Source organism: Actinomadura sp. ATCC 39365 (assembly GCF_054392275.1).
Genome location: NZ_CP184335.1, coordinates 9,649,945 through 9,666,012, shown reverse-complemented (window position 1 = coordinate 9,666,012; position 16,068 = coordinate 9,649,945). Strand labels below are relative to the sequence as shown.

Genomic DNA, 16,068 nt, shown 5'->3' with positions numbered 1-16,068 from the left:
CTGCCGCGCTGGACAACGACTATACGCCGATATAGCGTCCTGCTCGTTCGGGTAGTCAACTGTACGAGCGAACAGTCATGAGACAGATCATCATGAGCGACGCCATCTCGGTGGCCGCACTCGTCAAGGCGTACGGCCGGACCAGAGCCCTCGACGGGCTCCACCTGAGCGTGCGCACCGGCGACGTGCACGGCTTCCTGGGCCCCAACGGCGCGGGCAAGAGCACGACGTTCCGGATCCTGCTCGGCCTCGCGCGGGCCGACGCGGGCAGTGTCCGGCTGCTCGGCGGCGACCCCTGGCGGGAGGCCGCCGAGCTCCACCGCCGCCTGGCGTACGTGCCGGGCGACGTCACGCTGTGGCCCGACCTGTCCGGCGGCGAGGTGATCGACCTGCTGGGCCGGCTGCGTGGCGGTCTCGACCGCGGGCGCAGGAAGGACCTGCTCGACCGGTTCGGCCTCGATCCGCGCAAGAAGGGCCGGGCCTACTCCAAGGGCAACAGGCAGAAGGTCGCGCTGGTCGCGGCGCTCGCCTCCGACGCCGAGCTGCTGCTGCTGGACGAGCCGACCTCCGGGCTCGACCCGCTCATGGAGGAGACGTTCCGTGAGGTCGTCAGGGAGGAGCGGCGGCGCGGCGACCGGACCGTGCTGCTGTCCAGCCATGTCCTGTCGGAGGTCGAGGCGCTGTGCGACCGGGTCACGATCATCCGCGACGGCCGCGCGGTCGAGAGCGGCACCCTGGCGGCGCTGCGTCACCTGACCCGCACCACCGTGCACGCCGAGCTCGACCGGCCCGCCGAAGGGCTGGCCGGGCTCCCCGGCGTGCACGACCTGCGCGAGGAGGGCGGCCGGGTGCGCTTCGACGTGGACGCGGACGCGCTCGGCCCGGCGCTGCGCCGCCTGACCGCGGCGGGCGTGCGCACCCTGGACAGCCGCCCGCCCACGCTGGAGGAGCTGTTCCTGCGCCACTACGAGAGCGGCCGGCGGACGGAGGCCGTGCGATGAGCGCAGGCACCGGGACGCTCGTCCGCCTGGCGCTGCGCCGCGAGCGCGCCATCGCCCCCTGGTGGTTCCTGCTGCTGGTGGCCATGAGCCTGGCCATGGTCGGCTACATCAACCGCAACATGGGCACCTACGAGCTGAAGCTCGCCTACGGCGCCGCCGTCGTGGTGGCGGGCTGGGTGTTCGCGGGCGTCGGCGCCGTCGCCGCGCAACTGGCGCGCGACGCCCGCACCGCCACGGTCATCGGCCTGTACGCCCTCGGCCTGGCCTACGTCCTGCGCTACGCCGCCGACGCGAGCGACCGGCCGTGGCTCAAAGTGCTGTCACCGCTCGGCTGGAGCCACCTGGTGGACGCCTACCGGGGCGATCGCTGGTGGTGGCTCGGCGTCTCCGCGGCGGCCGCCGGGGGGTTGTGCGCGCTGGCGTACACGCTGCTCGGCCGCCGCGACCTCGGCTCGGGCCTGCTGCCGGAACGGCCGGGCAAGCAGGAGGCCCCCCGGCTGCGCGGCCCGGTCGCCCTGGCCTGGCGGCTGCACCGCGGCCTGCTGCTGAAGTGGGCGGCGGGGACGGCGGCGTTCGCGGCGGTGGGCGGCGCGATGGGCCCGCTGGCCAAGGACGTGCTGGCCCGCCCGAGCATCGTGGTCACCAACATCACGACCCTGCTCGGCGTCCCCGCGGACGCCGCCCTCGACGGATACATGTGGTACTACCTGCTGATCCTCGCCTACTGCGGCGCGCTCTACCCGGTGCTCATGATCATGCGGCTGCGTTCGGAGGAGACCTCGGGCCGCGCCGGCCAGGTGCAGGCCACGCCCCTGACCCGGGTCCGCTGGGCGGCCGGGCACCTGGTGGTGGCCGCGCTCGGCACGGCCGCGCTGCCGGCGCTCGCCGCGCTCGTCTTCAGCGCCGTGTACGCCGCGCTCCTCGGCGACTTCGCCGGCACCGCGCCGCGCTTCCTGGCCGCCGCCCTGAGCCAGGTACCGGCGGCGTGGTGCCTCGGCGCGGTCTGCCTGGTGGCCTACGGGCTGCTGCCTCGGGCGAGCGTGCCGCTGTGCTGGGCGGCCTGGATCCTGACCGCCCTGCTCGGCCAGGTCGTCGCCCCCTTCTACGGGGTGTGGGGCGGCACGCCGTTCGAGCCGTTCCACTACCTGCCGAACATCATGGCGGGGCAGGCGTTCGGCACGGTGCCGGAGCTGACGCTGCTCGCGCTGACGGCCGCGCTCACGGCCGGCGGGCTGCTGGCCCTGCGGCGGCGCGACGTCGGCTGAGGGACGTGGCGGCGCGGCGGTATCCGGAATTCTGGCACGAGGGTCAGGCTGAGAGCCGGTGAAGGCGGGTACAACCCGTTCCCCCACGCTGAAGGAGGGCCGATGATCCCAGGTTGCGGCTCGTGCAACTGTTCCGACGTCTTCGCCACCGCCAAGCCGCCGTGGTGGCAGACGTCCAGCGAAGCACCCTGAATCACCCGCACCTGCCGCCCGTCCCCCGATCGTCGCGGGGACGGGCGGTTTGCGTGCGGGACGGTCAGGCGCGGCGGCGGGCCCGGTAGGCGGCGACGTGCATGCGGTTGCCGCAGGTGCGGCTGTCGCAGTAGACCCGCGAGCGGTTGCGGGACTCGTCGACGAACACGCGGTCGCAGTCGGGGGCCGAGCAGGTGCGCAGGCGTTCCATCTCGCCCTCCACCAGCAGGTGCGCCAGCGCCACGCCGCAGTCGGCGGCCACGTGCTCGGCCAGGGAGGCGTCGGTGGCGAAGTAGTGCACGTGCAGCGGGTGGCCGTCGTGCTCGGTCAGCCTGGGCGTGATGCGCGTCTCGGCGAGCAGGGCGTTGAGCGTGCGCACGGCGCTCGCCACGTCGGAGGCCGTGAACACCCGGTGGAACGCCTCGCGCACCATGCGCACCTGGCCGAGGTCGCGGGCGGTCAGCGCGCCGATGCCGCTGATCTGCCGGGACTCCACGAACGCCTGCAGCTCGGCCAGGCTGGCCAGACCGTCGTCGCCGCCGGTGGACGGCGAGGTGTTGACCAGGTCGACAACGGTCGCCAAAGAATGCACCATGTCATGGCCAAACGGCATGTTGACTCCTGTCGGGGCCGGTTCTAGCGTGGTCGCAGCGTATCTCTCCCATGGGACTCCGGGGGTTTCCGTGAGTGCATATCGGCGTATCGTGCTGATCGCGATCGCCGGAGCGCTGATCATCTCCACCTCCGCGCCCCTGGTGCGCCTGTCCGGGGCGTCGCCCGCGACGTCGGCGTTGTTCCGCTGCGCGTACGCGGTGCCGCCCATGTTGCTGCTCGCCTGGCTCGAACGGCGGAAGCTGGGGCCCCTGCCCTGGCGGAACGCGCTGCCGGCCTGGGCGGCGGGCGTGCTGTTCTCGCTCGACCTGCTGTTCTGGCACCAGTCGATCAAGCTGGTCGGCGCGGGCCTGGCGACCGTGCTGGGCAACCTCCAGGTGTTCATCGTGGCCTTCGCCGCCTGGGGCGTCTTCCGCGAGCGTCCGTCCAACCGGCTCATGGCGAGCACGCCGATCGTCTTCGGCGGGGTCGTGCTGATCTCCGGGGTGTTCGACGGCGCGGCCTACGGGCTCGACCCCGTCATGGGCGCCGTCACCGGGCTGGCGACCTCGGTCGTGTACGCCGCCTACCTGCTGCTCATGAAGGCCGGGCCGGGCCGGACGGCGGGGCCCCTGGCGCACGCGACCGTCGTGGCCACCGTGCTGATCGCCGCGCTCAGCCCGCTGTTCGGCGGGGCCGACCTGGCGCCGGAATGGCCGGCGCACGGGTGGCTGCTGCTGCTCGCGCTGGGGCCGCAGGTGGCCGGATGGCTGCTGATCACGTACTCGCTGCCCAGGCAGCCCGCGGCGCTCACGGCGCTGCTGCTGCTCGTGCAGCCGATGACCACGGTCGCCATCTCCACGCTCACGCTGGGGGAGCGGCCCTCCGCGCTGCAGCTCGCCGGGTGCGCCGCGGTCGTGCTCGGCGTGCTGTACGGCTCCCGCGGCCCTCAGCCCACGCGGGCCGGCGCCGAGCAGGACGAGCAGGTGCCGAAGACCTCGACCGTGTGAGTGATCTCGGTGAAGCCGTGGTCGCTGCCGACCGCCTCGGCCCAGCGCTCGACCGCCGGCCCGGCCACCTCGACCGTGTGCCCGCAGCGGCGGCAGACCAGGTGGTGGTGATGGTCGTCGCTGGCGCACGCCCGGTAGACCGACTCGCCCTCGTCGGTGCGCAGAACGTCGACCTGGCCGCAGTCGGCCAGCGCCTGCAGCGCCCGGTAGACGGTGGTCAACCCGATCTTCGCGCCGTGCAGGCGCATCTCTGCATAGACGTCCTGGGCGCTGCGGAACCCCTCGCTGCGGCGAAGGGTGTCGTGCACGGCATCGCGCCTCGTCGTCATGCGACCTCCTCGACACGGACATGTGGTCGCCGGCTCACTGGGGACTCCTGGATACGACCTCGCCGTACGAATTTACCGACAGCCAGGGCCAGGACGAAGCCGGCGAGGGCGAGAAGCACGATCGCCGCGCCCGGAGGCACCCGTGACGACATCGTCGAGGCCAGCAGACCGCCCACCGAGGCGAGCACGCCGAACAGCATCGCCAGCCCCATCGTGGCCCTGAACCCCCTGGTGAGCTGCTGGCTCGTGGCCACCGGGATCACCATCAGGGCGCTGACCAGCAGCAGGCCGACCACGCGCATGGCGATGACCACGGTGAGCGCGGCGGTGACCGCGATCAGCAGGCTGAGGAAGCGCACCGGCAGGCCGCTGGCCTTGGCCATCTCCTCGTCCTGGCAGAGCACGAACAGCTCCCTGCCGAAGACGACGACCACGCCGATCACCGCCACGGCCAGCGCGCCGATGATCCAGATGTCCTCCCGCGTGACGCTGGCGATGGCGCCGAACAGGTAGGAGTTCAGCTTGGCGTTGCTGCCGCCGGGGGCGATGCCCATGAGCATGACGCCGCCCGCGATGCCGCCGTAGAACAGCAGGGCGAGCGCGACGTCGCCGCTGGTCCGGCCCCGGGCCCTGACCAGCTCGATCGCCACCGCGCCCAGCACCGAGACGATCACGGCGGTCAGCACCGGCGCCGTGCCGGTCAGGAAGCCCAGCGCCACGCCGGTCAGCGCGACGTGCCCGATGCCGTCGCCGAGCAGCGACAGCCTGCGCTGCACGATGAACGTGCCCACCGCGGGCGCGCACAGCCCCACCAGCAGCGCGGCGATCAGCGCGAGCTGGAAGAGGTTCTCCTGCAGAAGGTCGATCATCGCGGTTCTCCCTGCCAGCCGGTCAGCGGGCCGGCGGCCGGCTCCTCGGCGTGCGGATGCTGGTGCTCGTGTCCCGGCCTGGCGCACTCGCCCTCGGGCCGTGGCGGCTCGCCGTCGTGCACGACGCGGCCCTCGCGGACCACGACGCCGCGGGTGATCAGCGGCTCCAGCGGGCCCAGCTCGTGGGCGACCAGGACGATCGTCTTGCCGTCGCGGACCAGGCTCCCCAGCGTGTCGGCCAGGAGCCGCTGGGTCTCGGCGTCGACGCCCGCCGTGGGCTCGTCCATCACGTACGTGTCGGGCTCCCCGGCCAGGGCGCGGGCGATGAGCACGCGCTGCTGCTGGCCGCCCGAGAGCGACTGCACGGGGTCGCCGGCCCGGCCGGTCAGGTCGACCGCGTCCAGGGCGTGCGCGACCGCCGCCCGGTCGGCCGCGCTGGTCCTGCGCAGCCGGCTCTGCCTGGCGACGCGGCCCGAGGCCACGACCTCGCGGACGGTGGCGGGCACGCCGCCGCCGACCTGGAGGCGCTGGGGCACGTAGCCGATGCGCCACCACTCGCGGAACCTGGCGGGCGGGGAGCCGTACAGGAGGGTCTGGCCGCCGGACAGCGGGGTGAGGCCGAGCAGCGCGCGGACCAGGGTGGACTTGCCCGAGCCGTTGGCTCCCAGGAGGGCCACGACCTCGCCGGGGCACACGGTCAGGTCGATGCCGCGCAGGATCTGCCGGCCGTCGAAGCTGACCCGGCCGCCGGTCATCGCGAAGGCCGTCTCGCTCATGCCGCACACCCCAGAGCCGTCCGGAGGGTCTTGAGGTTGTCGCGCATGGCCGTCAGGTAGTCGCCGGCGGGCTTGCTCTCCAGCGGGTCGAGCACGGCCGTCTTCGCGCCGACCTCGCCGGCCAGCACCTCGGCCACCTTCGGGCTCACCAGGGACTCGGTGAAGATCGTGGTGGCGCCCTCGGACCTGGCCAGCGCGGCCACCTCCGACAGGCGCTTGGGCGACGGCTCGGTCTCGGGGTCGAGCGTGATGCCCACCTGCTTGAGCTTGTAGCGGTCGGCCAGGTAGCCGAACGCCTCGTGCGCGGTGACCAGCGTCTTGCCGGCGCAGGCGGCCAGGCCCTTGGCGAACTCCTGGTCGAGGCCGCCCAGCACGCCCGCCGCCGTGGCGGCGCGGTCCTTGTACGCCTGCGCGTGGGCGGGGTCGGCGGCGGCCAGGCGCTCGCCCAGCTTTCCGGCGACCGTGGCCAGCCGGGACGGGTCGAGCCAGATGTGCGGGTCGTAGGAGACGCCGTGCTCCTCCGCGTGCCCCTCCTCATCGGCGTGCCCGTCCGCCGGGATCGTCGTGACGGCGGCGGCGGCGTCGAAGGCGGTGTCGGCGGAGACGGCGTCGTCGACGGCCGGCTGCACGCCCTTGACGTAGACCGTGAGCGCGGCGTCCTGGAGCTTGGTCATCTGCTGGATGCCCAGCTCCAGGTCGTGCGGCTCGACGCCGGGCGCGGTCAGGACGGTCACGTTCGCGTCGGGCCCGGCCACCTGCTCCGTGAGCCACTGGAGCGGGTAGAAGGCGGCGATCACCTCGGGCCTGCCGCCCGCGGCGGTCTCGGTGCTCTCCGCGGCCCCGGCGCCACAGGCGGACGTGGCCAGCAGGGCTGCTCCGGCGAGGAAGATCAGGGCGCGCATTGGGGGCGTACGGGACATCACGCCCTCAAGTATGGAGAAAATGAAAATGATTGTCAAAATCTCCGGCGGGCCGCCCTAGAACGCCCCAAACCGGTCAGCGGCCAGGATCGCCAGGAAGACCAGCATCACGACCCGCAGCAGCCGCCCGCCGATGCCCAGCGACGGCCACGACAGGTACGCCAGCCACCCGACGAACGCCAGCACCAGCAGCGCCGCCACGCCGCCCAGCCAGTTGGCCAGCGCGAAGGCGGCCAGCAGCAGGATCACCAGCACGGCGGGGGCCACCCACCTGGGCACCTGCGTGAACAGAAACGTCATCGGGACCGCGCTGCGCCGCTCGACGGCCTTGCGCGCGCCGCCCGCGCCCGGCGTGAAGAACTGCTCGCCCTGGGGCAGCGGGCGCTTGTTTTTGGAGGCCACGTCGAGAGCCTATGGGAGTTCGTGTGACAGCAGGGTGCGCACCTCTAGGCTGGGCTGGTGCTCGCCGTGATCCGATACACCGTGCCAGAGTCCCAGTCCCAGGACTTCCTCAAGCAGGGCCACACCATCCTCGACACCTTCGCCGCCCAGCCGGGTTACCACCGCGGGCGGCTGGCCCGTTCGGTCGACGAGCCCAACCTGTGGGCGCTGGTCAGCGAATGGGAGGGCGCGGGGTTCTACCGCAGGGCGCTGTCGGCCTCCAGGATGGTCATGTACCCGTTGATGATCCTCATGGTCAACGAACCCAGCGCGTACGAGGACGTGTACACGCAAGAGGGTGCGTAGCGTTACTCGCGCGCGAGACCGGGTGAGCGTCCCCTAAGCTGGGATCTCATCGAATTCACTCGCCGACCTCCAGCCGGAAAGAGACGCAACCAAAATGGCACGACGCACCGACGTCATGGACACCATCGTCAGCCTCGCCAAGCGCCGCGGGCTTGTTTACCCGTCGAGCGAGATCTACGGCGGACTTCGCGCGTCGTGGGACTACGGTCCTCTGGGTGTCGAGCTGAAGAACAACGTCAAGCGGCAGTGGTGGCTGTCGATGGTCCAGTCGCGCGACGACGTGGTGGGCCTCGACTCCTGCGTCATCCTGGCCCCCGAGGTCTGGCGGGCCAGCGGCCACGTCGAGACCTTCAGCGACCCGCTGACCGAGTGCATGTCCTGCCACAAGCGCTTCCGCGCCGACCACCTCGTGGAGGCGTACGAGGAGAAGAACGGCAAGGAGCCCGAGAACGGCCTGGCCGACATCACCTGCCCCAACTGCGGCAACAAGGGCACCTTCACCGACCCCCGGCAGTTCAGCGGCCTGCTCAAGACCTTCCTCGGCCCGGTCGAGGACGAGTCGGGCCTGGCCTACCTGCGTCCGGAGACGGCCCAGGGCATCTTCATCAACTACCTCAACGTGCAGCAGTCGGCGCGCAAGAAGGTCCCGTTCGGCATCGGCCAGGTCGGCAAGTCCTTCCGCAACGAGATCACCCCGGGCAACTTCATCTTCCGCACCCGCGAGTTCGAGCAGATGGAGATGGAGTTCTTCGTCAAGCCCGGCACCGACGAGGAGTGGCACCAGTACTGGATCGACGAGCGTTTCCGCTGGTACTCCGACCTGGGCATCAACAAGGACAACCTGCGCCTCTACGAGCACCCGCAGGAGAAGCTGTCCCACTACTCCAAGCGCACCGTCGACGTCGAGTACCGCTTCAACTTCCAGGGCTCGGAGTGGGGCGAACTCGAAGGCATCGCCAACCGCACCGACTTCGACCTCACCGCCCACTCCAAGGCCTCGGGCGTCGACCTGAGCTTCTTCGAGCAGGACACCGGTGAGCGTTACGTCCCCTACGTCATCGAGCCGGCCGCCGGCGTCGACCGGGCCACGCTGACCTTCCTGATCGACGCCTACACCGAGGACGAGGCGCCCAACGCCAAGGGCGTCCTGGAGAAGCGCACGGTGCTGCGGCTCGACCACCGGCTCGCGCCGGTCAAGGCCGCGGTGCTGCCGCTGTCGCGCAACGCCGACCTGTCGCCGAAGGCCCGCGACCTGGCCGCGCAGCTGCGCCGGCGGTGGAACGTCGAGTTCGACGACGCGGGCGCGATCGGCCGCCGCTACCGCCGCCAGGACGAGATCGGCACCCCGTTCTGCATCACCGTCGACTTCGACACCCTCGAAGACCACGCGGTGACGATCCGCGAGCGCGACAGCATGGCCCAGGAGCGCATCGCCATCGACCAGGTCGACTCCTACCTGCGCCAGCGCCTCAACGACTGACCTCGGCACCACGCCACCGACGCCGCCCCGGCTCTCCGCCGCGGGCGGCGCTCGTGTTTCCGCCCCGGCCGAGCAGGACAGACCCGGCCGAGCAGCACAGGCCCGGCCGAGCAGCACAGGCCCGGCTGAGCAGGACAGGCCCGGCCGGTCAGGACAGGTGGCGGCCGAACCAGGTCAGCACGTAGTCGTAGGCCTGCGAGGCGGCCCGCTCGTCGTAGCGGGCTCCCGTGTCGTTGAAGAAGGCGTGGCCGACGCCGGGGACGGTCACCAGCTCGTGGGTGAGCCCGGCCTTCGTCAGCGCCGCCTCGGCCGCGTCCCTGGTGGCGTTGACGCGGTCGTCCTGCTCGGCGTAGATCGCCAGCACGGACGCCTCGGTGCCGGTCAGGTCGGCGTCGTCGGGCAGCGGGCCGTAGAAGGGCGCCGCGGCGGCCAGCCGGGTCTCCCCGGACGACAACAACAGCCACGTCATCCCGCCGCCGAAGCAGAACCCGATCATGCCCAGCCCGGCGCCCTTCGCCCGCTTCTCCAGCTCGCCGACGGCCGCCTTCATGTCGGCCACGAAGCGTTCCTGGGCGATCTCGCCCAGCTTGGCCGTGACCTGCGCGGTGTCGGCGAACGCGGCCGTGCCACCCTCCCGGGAGAGCAGGTCGGGCGCCAGGGCCGAGTAGCCGCTCGCGGCCAGCCGGCCGGCGACCGAGCGGATGTGGTCGGTCAGCCCGCGGTTCTCGTGCATGACCAGCACCGCGCCCTTGGGGTCGGCGGCGGGCGCCCAGGCGGCCCGCAGGGTGGTCCCGTCCGGGCCGGGGAACGTGATCTCCTGCGTGGGCAGCGGGGCCGGGCCCGCGGGGGAGGCCGTGCCGGACGGTGAGGCCGCGAGCGGCGTAGGCGTGCTCGCCGGGTCGGTGTCCGGGGTGGCGCCGCAGGCGGCGAGGAGGGCAGTGGCGGCGGGGAGGGCGAGCCCGAGGAGGCCCAGGCGGCGCAGGGCCTCCCGCCGCGAGATCAGGCCCTCTACGTGGTCGAGTGCCACTTCTTCTGCCAAATATCGCTGGAAGGGCGTCATGGTCGAAAGATCTAACGGTGAACACCGAAAAATCGTGTAAAGGCGATAGTTATGTGGGCTTTCGCTGGCGTTTGGTGAGGTGGTGCTGAAGCCGGGAACGCCGCTCCGGACCCATGGCGTGACACCTCATCCGGAACTATGGTCAAGATCATGCGACTGCTGGTGGTCGAGGACGAGGAAGACCTGGTCGACGCGTTACGGGTGGGTCTGGTCCGGGCGGGCTACGCGGTGGACGTGGCCTACGACGCGCCGTCGGCGCACGAGAAGCTGGAGGTCAACACCTATGACCTGGTCCTGCTCGACCTGAACCTGCCCGGCGGCGACGGCTTCGAGCTCTGCCGTTCGGTACGGGCCGCCGGCCGCGGGGTGCGGATCATCATGGTCACCGCCCGCGACCGCCTCGACGACCGGGTGCGCGGCCTCGACGAGGGCGCCGACGACTACCTGGTCAAGCCGTTCGCCTTCCCCGAGCTGCTGGCCAGGGTGCGGGCGCTGCTGCGCAGGGACACCGGCGGCACCGCCGTCCTCCAGGTGGGCGGGTTGCGCATCGACACCGCCCGCATGGAGGTCTCCCTCGACGGCCGGTCGCTGGCCCTGACCCCCAAGGAGTACGGCGTGCTGCACTACCTGATGACCCGCCCCGGCCACGTGGTCTCCACCGAGGAGCTGCTCGAACACGTCTGGGACGAGCACGCCGACCCGTTCACCAACACCGTCCGGGTCACCGTCGGCAACCTGCGCCGCAAGCTCCAGGAGGACGGCCTCATCGAGACGGTGATCAGCCGCGGCTACCGGCTCAGGGAGCCGGCGTGATCCACACCATCCGCTTCCGGCTCACCGTGCTCTACTCGGGGCTGCTGTTCGTGCTGGCCGCGCTGGTGCTGGGCGGCATCTACGTCGCGGTCTCCAAGACCACCGAGGAACGCCCGTACTCCACCGAGTACGCCAAGGCGTACCGCGGCAACCAGTACGTGGGCAAGCAGGAGGTCGTCTTCATCGAGGAGGTCGAGAACGAGGTCAACATCAGGACGCTGGCCACGCTGCGCGACTACTCGCTGGCCACCCTGGCCGCGCTCTACCTGGCGTCCCTGGGCATCGGCTGGGTGTTGTCGGGACGGGTGCTGCGCCCGGTGCGGTCGATCACCCGGACGACGGAGGAGATCCAGGCGACCGACCTGACGCGGCGGATCAGGCTGGGCGGCTCGCGCGACGAGCTCAAGGACCTGGCCGACACCATCGACACCATGCTCGACCGGCTGGAGGAGGCGTTCAGCGCGCAGCGCCGGCTGATCGACGATGCCTCGCACGAACTGCGCAGCCCCCTGACGATCATCCGGGCCAACGTGGACGCCGTGCTCGCCTCGCCCGAGGCCAGCGAGGAGGAGCGGGCCAGGGCCGTGCAGATCGTGGACCGGGCGACCACCCGCATGACCAGGCTCGTGGAGGACCTGCTGGCCAGCGCCCGGCGGCAGGCGACCGCGTTCGCCGACACCGACCTCGACCTGAGCAGGGTGGCGCGGGAGGCGTGCGAGGAGTACGCGGCGCCGGCCGCCGCCCGCGGCCTGACGATCACCCGCGGGCTGGACAGGAACCTGGAGATGACCGGCGACCAGGACGCGCTGCGCCGGGCCGTGGCCAACCTGCTGTCCAACGCGGTGCGCCTGACCCCGCCGGGCGGCAGCGTCCGGGTGGAGGCCGGCCGGTCGGGCGGCTGGTTGTGGGTCGCGGTCAGGGACGACGGCCCCGGGCTCGGCGCCGCGGAGCAGGAGCGGGTCTTCGACCGGTTCTGGCGCGGCGAGGCCAGCCGGCGCGACCGGCACACGGGTCTCGGCCTGGCCATCGTCCGGCAGATCGTGGAGTCGCACGGGGGACGGGTGGCGGTGTTCTCCAGGCTCGGGCAGGGGGCCACGTTCGTGTTGTGGCTGCCGCCGCGCGACGGCGCGCCGGGCCCGGCGCCCGAGGGCAACCCCATCCCCGCCTGACCGCCCCGCCTGACCGCCCCGCCTGACCGCCCCGCCTGACCGCCCCGCCTGACCGCTCTGCTTGACCGCCCCGCGGGGCCCGCGCCGACGCGGGCCCGGCGTCTACTCCAGCACGCGCCCGACGAGCTGCCCGTCACGCGCCACCGCCACGCAGTACGCCGTGCGGTGGCGCGGCCACTCCTCCTCCAGCGGCGGCAGCGCGGTCACCTCGACCTCGCTCACCCTGCCCGGCGCGACCCGCAGCCGCGGCGCGCAGAAGTCCGTGGCCTGCCGCTTGGCCTGCTCGGCGCCCGGCCACGCGCCCTCCGGCACGACGTAGATCATGCCGAACTCGGCCGCGTGCGGGTTGCCGCACGGCACGAGCGTCGCGATCAGGTCGTCGGGGATCGACACGAGGCAGTCGCCCGGCCGGAGTTGGGTCGCGTGTCGCTGTTCCGCCCCCGGCACCAGCGACCCCGCGGAGGGCTCGGGCGTTCCCGAGCCGCAGGCGGACAGCGCCAGGACCAGGCAGGCGGCCATCAGACCTCGTGGCGTCGTGCGGGGCATGCGAGCAGAGTGTCATGCCTCGATCACGTCCATATCGCGGAACGACCCGAGCTGGGTCACGTTGAGCGATCACGACGGCCGCCGGCCCGGTGCGGCGGCCGGAGGTCCAGGTAGATCACCGTGTCCGCGGGGGACTTGGGCGATCCCGCGACGAAGCCTGCACGGCGCTTTGGCTTGGCGGGAGCGGCCATGGGCGTCTCCTGGCGGGACCGGATCCGATTCCCCACCTCTCGCTCCTCTTTCTCAAGAATTGGTGTAAACCAATTGGTATAAACCAATTTATCGGGCAGCGGTCCTATAATTGGATTAGACCTGTCGCGGGCGGTTGACCTGCAAAAACGATGACTTATCCGAGGAGTGCAGTTTCATCATCAATTTCGCCGGTAGAGTCCGGGACAGAAGCGTTGGATTGGAGCTGTGGTGGCCAAGTACGTTTACGACTTCACCGAGGGCAACAGGAATCTCAAGGATCTTCTCGGTGGAAAGGGCGCGAATCTCGCCGAGATGACGAATCTCGGGCTGCCCGTACCCCCGGATTCACGATCACCACTGAAGCCTGCCGTCACTACCTGACGGAAGGCGCTCTTCCCGACGGCCTGGAGCGCGAGGTCGCCGAGCACCTGGACGCCCTGGAGGCCCAGATGGGCCGCCGGCTCGGTCAGGCCGACGACCCGCTGCTGGTCAGCGTACGGTCGGGCGCGAAGTTCTCCATGCCGGGCATGATGGAGACGGTCCTCAACATCGGGCTCAACGACGAGTCGGTGCACGGCCTGGCCAAGCAGGCGGGCGGCAACGACCGCTTCGCCTGGGACTCCTACCGCCGGCTGATCCAGATGTTCGGCAAGACCGTGCTCGGCCTCGACGGCGACCTGTTCGAGCACGCGCTCGACGAGCTGAAGGGCCGCCGCCAGGACACCGACCTCGACGCGGGCGAGTTGCAGGGGCTGGTCGAGACCTACAAGGGCATCGTCCGGGAGCAGACCGGCAAGGACTTCCCCGCCGACCCCCGCGAGCAGATGCGGCTGGCCGTCATGGCGGTCTTCGACTCCTGGAACGCCCCGCGCGCCATCCTCTACCGCCGCCAGGAGCGCATCCCGGCCGACCTCGGCACCGCCGTCAACATCGTGGCCATGGTCTTCGGCAACGTCGGCAACGACTCCGGCACCGGCGTCGCCTTCACCCGCGACCCCGGCTCCGGCCAGCAGGGCATCTACGGCGACTACCTGCAGAACGCCCAGGGCGAGGACGTCGTCGCCGGCATCCGCAACACCATCCCCCTCCAGGAACTCGAACGCCTCGACAAGCGCTCCTACGACGAGCTGCTGCAGATCATGGAGACGCTGGAGAACCACTACAAGGACCTGTGCGACATCGAGTTCACGATCGAGCGCGGCAAGTTGTGGATGCTCCAGACGCGGGTCGGCAAGCGCACCGCCGCGGCCGCCTTCTGCATCGCCACCCAGCTCGTCGACCAGGGCCTGATCACCCTCGACGAGGCCGTCACCCGCGTCAACGGCGACCAGCTCGCCCAGCTCATGTTCCCCCGCTTCGACGGCGGCGCCGAGAAGAAGAAGATCGCCAAGGGCATGAACGCCTCGCCGGGCGCCGCCGTGGGCAAGGTCGTCTTCTCCTCCGAGCGCGCCGTCGAGCTGGCCGGACGGGGCGAGGACGTCATCCTCGTCCGCCGTGAGACCAACCCCGACGACCTGGCCGGCATGATCGCCGCCAAGGGCATCCTGACCAGCCGCGGCGGCAAGACCTCGCACGCCGCCGTGGTCGCCCGCGGCATGGGCAAGACGTGCGTGTGCGGCGCCGAGGAGCTGGAGGTCTCCACCGGCGAACTCAGGTTCACCGCGCCCGGCGGCGAGGTCGTCTCCGAAGGGGACGTGATCTCCATCGACGGCAGCACCGGCGAGGTCTACCTCGGCGAGGTCCCGGTCGTGGACTCGGCCGTCGTCGAGTACTTCGAGGGCGCGCAGCCGGACGACGACCTGGTCAGGGCCGTGGACCGGATCATGGGCCACGCCGACTCCGTGCGCCGGCTCCGGGTCCGCGCCAACGCCGACACCCCCGAGGACGCCGCGCGGGCCCGCCGCTTCGGCGCCCAGGGCATCGGCCTGTGCCGCACCGAGCACATGTTCCTCGGCGAGCGCCGCCAGCTCGTCGAGGACCTCGTCCTGGCCGACGGCGACCAGGAGCGGCAGGCCGCGCTCGACGCCCTCGAACCCCTCCAGAAGGCCGACTTCATCGGCATCTTCAAGGCCATGGGCGGCGACCCGGTCACCATCCGGCTCATCGACCCGCCTCTGCACGAGTTCCTGCCCGACCTGGTGGACCTGTCGGTCAAGGTCGCCACCTCGCCCGACGTGACCGACAAGGACCGCAGGCTGCTGGCCGCCGTCAAGAGGCTGCACGAGCAGAACCCGATGCTGGGCCTGCGCGGCGTGCGACTCGGCCTGGTGATCCCCGGGCTGTTCGCCATGCAGGTGCGGGCGATCGCCCAGGCCGCGGCCGAGGTCCCGGGCGCGCGTCCGGAGATCATGATCCCGCTGGTGGCGTCGGTCCAGGAGCTGGAGTCCGTACGCGAGGAGGCGACCAGGATCCTCGCGGAGACCGGCGTCGAGGCGCTGATCGGCACCATGATCGAGGTGCCGAGGGCGGCGCTGACGGCGGGCCAGATCGCCGAGGCCGCCGAGTTCTTCTCCTTCGGCACGAACGACCTGACCCAGATGACCTGGGGCTTCAGCCGCGACGACGTGGAGGCCGCCTTCTTCTCGCGCTACCTGGAGCTCGGCATCTTCGGCGTCAGCCCGTTCGAGACCCTGGACCGCGACGGCGTCGGACGGCTGGTCAGGATCGCCGTCGAGGAGGGCCGCGCGGCCCGCCCCGACCTGCACGTCGGCATCTGCGGCGAGCACGGCGGCGACCCGGACTCGGTGCACTTCTGCCACGAGGTCGGCCTCGACTACGTCTCCTGCTCCCCGTTCCGCATCCCGGTGGCCCGGCTGGAGGCCGGCCGCGCCGCCCTGACCGACACCGACTCCGACACCCGCTGACGAGCGCGGCGGCCGGGACCCCGCAGCCCGGCCGCCCCTACCCGCGGCGCCGGTTGGCCAGCGCCACGGCGGTGAACACCACGACCCCGATCAGGAGGAAGAAGAGCACGAAACCGATGATGATCTCCGGGACGCCTAAGTTCACGAGGGTTCCCTCCCTACCGGCGCCCCTGGAGGAGCGCTCCTTGCGACGGATCGTAGGAGCGCACGGTTGAGGATCTGTTGATTTCCTGTCCACGAACCC

General features: G+C 71.4%; 15 protein-coding genes and 1 pseudogene. 8 read left to right on the top strand and 8 right to left on the bottom strand.

Features of this window, described 5'->3' with window-relative positions:
- The first annotated feature begins 92 nt into the window (after positions 1-92).
- Both ACNF49_RS46235 and ACNF49_RS46230 read left to right on the top strand, forming a co-directional pair.
- Positions 93-1,001 (top strand): ABC transporter ATP-binding protein, encoded by a 909-nt coding sequence (locus ACNF49_RS46235; protein ID WP_482945676.1) that lies wholly within the window; start codon positions 93-95, stop codon positions 999-1,001.
- The gene (locus tag ACNF49_RS46230; RefSeq protein WP_482941697.1) at positions 998-2,266 is read left to right on the top strand and encodes an efflux permease Rv1217c-related protein; all 1,269 of its coding nucleotides are present in this window, start codon (positions 998-1,000) and stop codon (positions 2,264-2,266) included. The genes ACNF49_RS46235 and ACNF49_RS46230 overlap by 4 nt, the downstream gene beginning before the upstream one ends.
- Before the next feature lie 256 nt (positions 2,267-2,522).
- On the opposite strand, the gene ACNF49_RS46225 is transcribed toward ACNF49_RS46230, so the two are convergent.
- Positions 2,523-3,050 carry a CGNR zinc finger domain-containing protein gene (locus ACNF49_RS46225; protein ID WP_352323427.1) on the bottom strand — a complete coding sequence of 176 codons (528 nt, stop codon included), beginning with the start codon at positions 3,048-3,050 and terminating at the stop codon, positions 2,523-2,525.
- A 112-nt stretch (positions 3,051-3,162) separates the two neighbouring features.
- Here ACNF49_RS46225 and ACNF49_RS46220 point away from each other — a divergent pair, with 112 nt between their 5' ends.
- A complete protein-coding gene (locus ACNF49_RS46220; RefSeq protein ID WP_357979384.1) occupies positions 3,163-4,059 on the top strand; it encodes a DMT family transporter in 897 nt (298 codons plus the stop codon).
- Here ACNF49_RS46220 and ACNF49_RS46215 read toward each other — a convergent pair.
- The 5 genes from ACNF49_RS46215 to ACNF49_RS46195 are packed head-to-tail and all read right to left on the bottom strand — an operon-like array spanning position 3,999 to position 7,355.
- Positions 3,999-4,388 carry a Fur family transcriptional regulator gene (locus ACNF49_RS46215; protein ID WP_352323403.1) on the bottom strand — a complete coding sequence of 130 codons (390 nt, stop codon included), beginning with the start codon at positions 4,386-4,388 and terminating at the stop codon, positions 3,999-4,001. The two genes, ACNF49_RS46220 and ACNF49_RS46215, sit on opposite strands and share 61 nt — an antisense overlap.
- A complete protein-coding gene (locus ACNF49_RS46210; RefSeq protein WP_357979386.1) occupies positions 4,385-5,257 on the bottom strand; it encodes a metal ABC transporter permease in 873 nt (290 codons plus the stop codon). Before ACNF49_RS46210 ends, ACNF49_RS46215 begins: the two co-directional genes overlap by 4 nt.
- Positions 5,254-6,033 carry a metal ABC transporter ATP-binding protein gene (locus ACNF49_RS46205; protein WP_482941696.1) on the bottom strand — a complete coding sequence of 260 codons (780 nt, stop codon included), beginning with the start codon at positions 6,031-6,033 and terminating at the stop codon, positions 5,254-5,256. The genes ACNF49_RS46210 and ACNF49_RS46205 overlap by 4 nt, the downstream gene beginning before the upstream one ends.
- Positions 6,030-6,953: a metal ABC transporter substrate-binding protein gene (locus tag ACNF49_RS46200; RefSeq protein WP_482945675.1), complete on the bottom strand. Its 924-nt coding sequence runs from the start codon at positions 6,951-6,953 to the stop codon at positions 6,030-6,032. The genes ACNF49_RS46205 and ACNF49_RS46200 overlap by 4 nt, the downstream gene beginning before the upstream one ends.
- 57 nt (positions 6,954-7,010) lie before the next feature.
- Positions 7,011-7,355, bottom strand: coding sequence for a DUF6703 family protein (locus ACNF49_RS46195; RefSeq protein WP_482941695.1), 345 nt, complete (start codon positions 7,353-7,355; stop codon positions 7,011-7,013).
- A 57-nt stretch (positions 7,356-7,412) separates the two neighbouring features.
- Between ACNF49_RS46195 and ACNF49_RS46190 the strand changes: the two genes are divergently transcribed.
- Positions 7,413-7,700: an antibiotic biosynthesis monooxygenase family protein gene (locus ACNF49_RS46190; RefSeq protein ID WP_357979392.1), complete on the top strand. Its 288-nt coding sequence runs from the start codon at positions 7,413-7,415 to the stop codon at positions 7,698-7,700.
- Positions 7,701-7,794: 94 nt separating this feature from the next.
- A complete protein-coding gene (locus ACNF49_RS46185; RefSeq protein ID WP_357979394.1) occupies positions 7,795-9,180 on the top strand; it encodes a glycine--tRNA ligase in 1,386 nt (461 codons plus the stop codon).
- A 148-nt stretch (positions 9,181-9,328) separates the two neighbouring features.
- Here the strand turns inward: ACNF49_RS46185 and ACNF49_RS46180 are convergent, their stop codons facing one another.
- Positions 9,329-10,240 carry a dienelactone hydrolase family protein gene (locus ACNF49_RS46180; RefSeq protein ID WP_482941694.1) on the bottom strand — a complete coding sequence of 304 codons (912 nt, stop codon included), beginning with the start codon at positions 10,238-10,240 and terminating at the stop codon, positions 9,329-9,331.
- A gap of 150 nt (positions 10,241-10,390) precedes the next feature.
- Between ACNF49_RS46180 and ACNF49_RS46175 the strand changes: the two genes are divergently transcribed.
- Both ACNF49_RS46175 and ACNF49_RS46170 read left to right on the top strand, forming a co-directional pair.
- Positions 10,391-11,053, top strand: coding sequence for a response regulator transcription factor (locus tag ACNF49_RS46175; RefSeq protein ID WP_352323395.1), 663 nt, complete (start codon positions 10,391-10,393; stop codon positions 11,051-11,053).
- Entirely contained in the window at positions 11,050-12,222 is a 1,173-nt protein-coding gene (locus tag ACNF49_RS46170) for a HAMP domain-containing sensor histidine kinase (protein WP_482941693.1), read from the top strand. Before ACNF49_RS46175 ends, ACNF49_RS46170 begins: the two co-directional genes overlap by 4 nt.
- A gap of 102 nt (positions 12,223-12,324) precedes the next feature.
- Here ACNF49_RS46170 and ACNF49_RS46165 read toward each other — a convergent pair whose 3' ends face one another.
- Positions 12,325-12,768, bottom strand: a complete 444-nt coding sequence (locus ACNF49_RS46165) for a hypothetical protein (protein ID WP_482941692.1) — start codon at positions 12,766-12,768, stop codon at positions 12,325-12,327.
- 420 nt (positions 12,769-13,188) lie between these two features.
- On the opposite strand from ACNF49_RS46165, the pseudogene ppdK reads away from it, so the two are divergent.
- Positions 13,189-15,824 (top strand): annotated as a pseudogene (gene ppdK / locus ACNF49_RS46160) (pyruvate, phosphate dikinase).
- The last annotated feature ends 244 nt before the right edge of the window (positions 15,825-16,068 follow it).

Excerpts from the sequence above, each read along its gene's own strand:
- ACNF49_RS46235 (WP_482945676.1), top strand. The coding sequence starts at position 93 with ATGAGCGACGCCATCTCGGTGGCCGCACTCGTCAAGGCGTACGGCCGG.
- ACNF49_RS46230 (WP_482941697.1), top strand. The coding sequence starts at position 998 with ATGAGCGCAGGCACCGGGACGCTCGTCCGCCTGGCGCTGCGCCGCGAG.
- ACNF49_RS46215 (WP_352323403.1), bottom strand. The coding sequence starts at position 4,388 with ATGACGACGAGGCGCGATGCCGTGCACGACACCCTTCGCCGCAGCGAG.
- ACNF49_RS46210 (WP_357979386.1), bottom strand. The coding sequence starts at position 5,257 with ATGATCGACCTTCTGCAGGAGAACCTCTTCCAGCTCGCGCTGATCGCC.
- ACNF49_RS46205 (WP_482941696.1), bottom strand. The coding sequence starts at position 6,033 with ATGAGCGAGACGGCCTTCGCGATGACCGGCGGCCGGGTCAGCTTCGAC.
- ACNF49_RS46200 (WP_482945675.1), bottom strand. The coding sequence starts at position 6,953 with ATGTCCCGTACGCCCCCAATGCGCGCCCTGATCTTCCTCGCCGGAGCA.
- ACNF49_RS46185 (WP_357979394.1), top strand. The coding sequence starts at position 7,795 with ATGGCACGACGCACCGACGTCATGGACACCATCGTCAGCCTCGCCAAG.
- ACNF49_RS46180 (WP_482941694.1), bottom strand. The coding sequence starts at position 10,240 with ATGACGCCCTTCCAGCGATATTTGGCAGAAGAAGTGGCACTCGACCAC.
- ACNF49_RS46175 (WP_352323395.1), top strand. The coding sequence starts at position 10,391 with ATGCGACTGCTGGTGGTCGAGGACGAGGAAGACCTGGTCGACGCGTTA.
- ACNF49_RS46165 (WP_482941692.1), bottom strand. The coding sequence starts at position 12,768 with ATGCCCCGCACGACGCCACGAGGTCTGATGGCCGCCTGCCTGGTCCTG.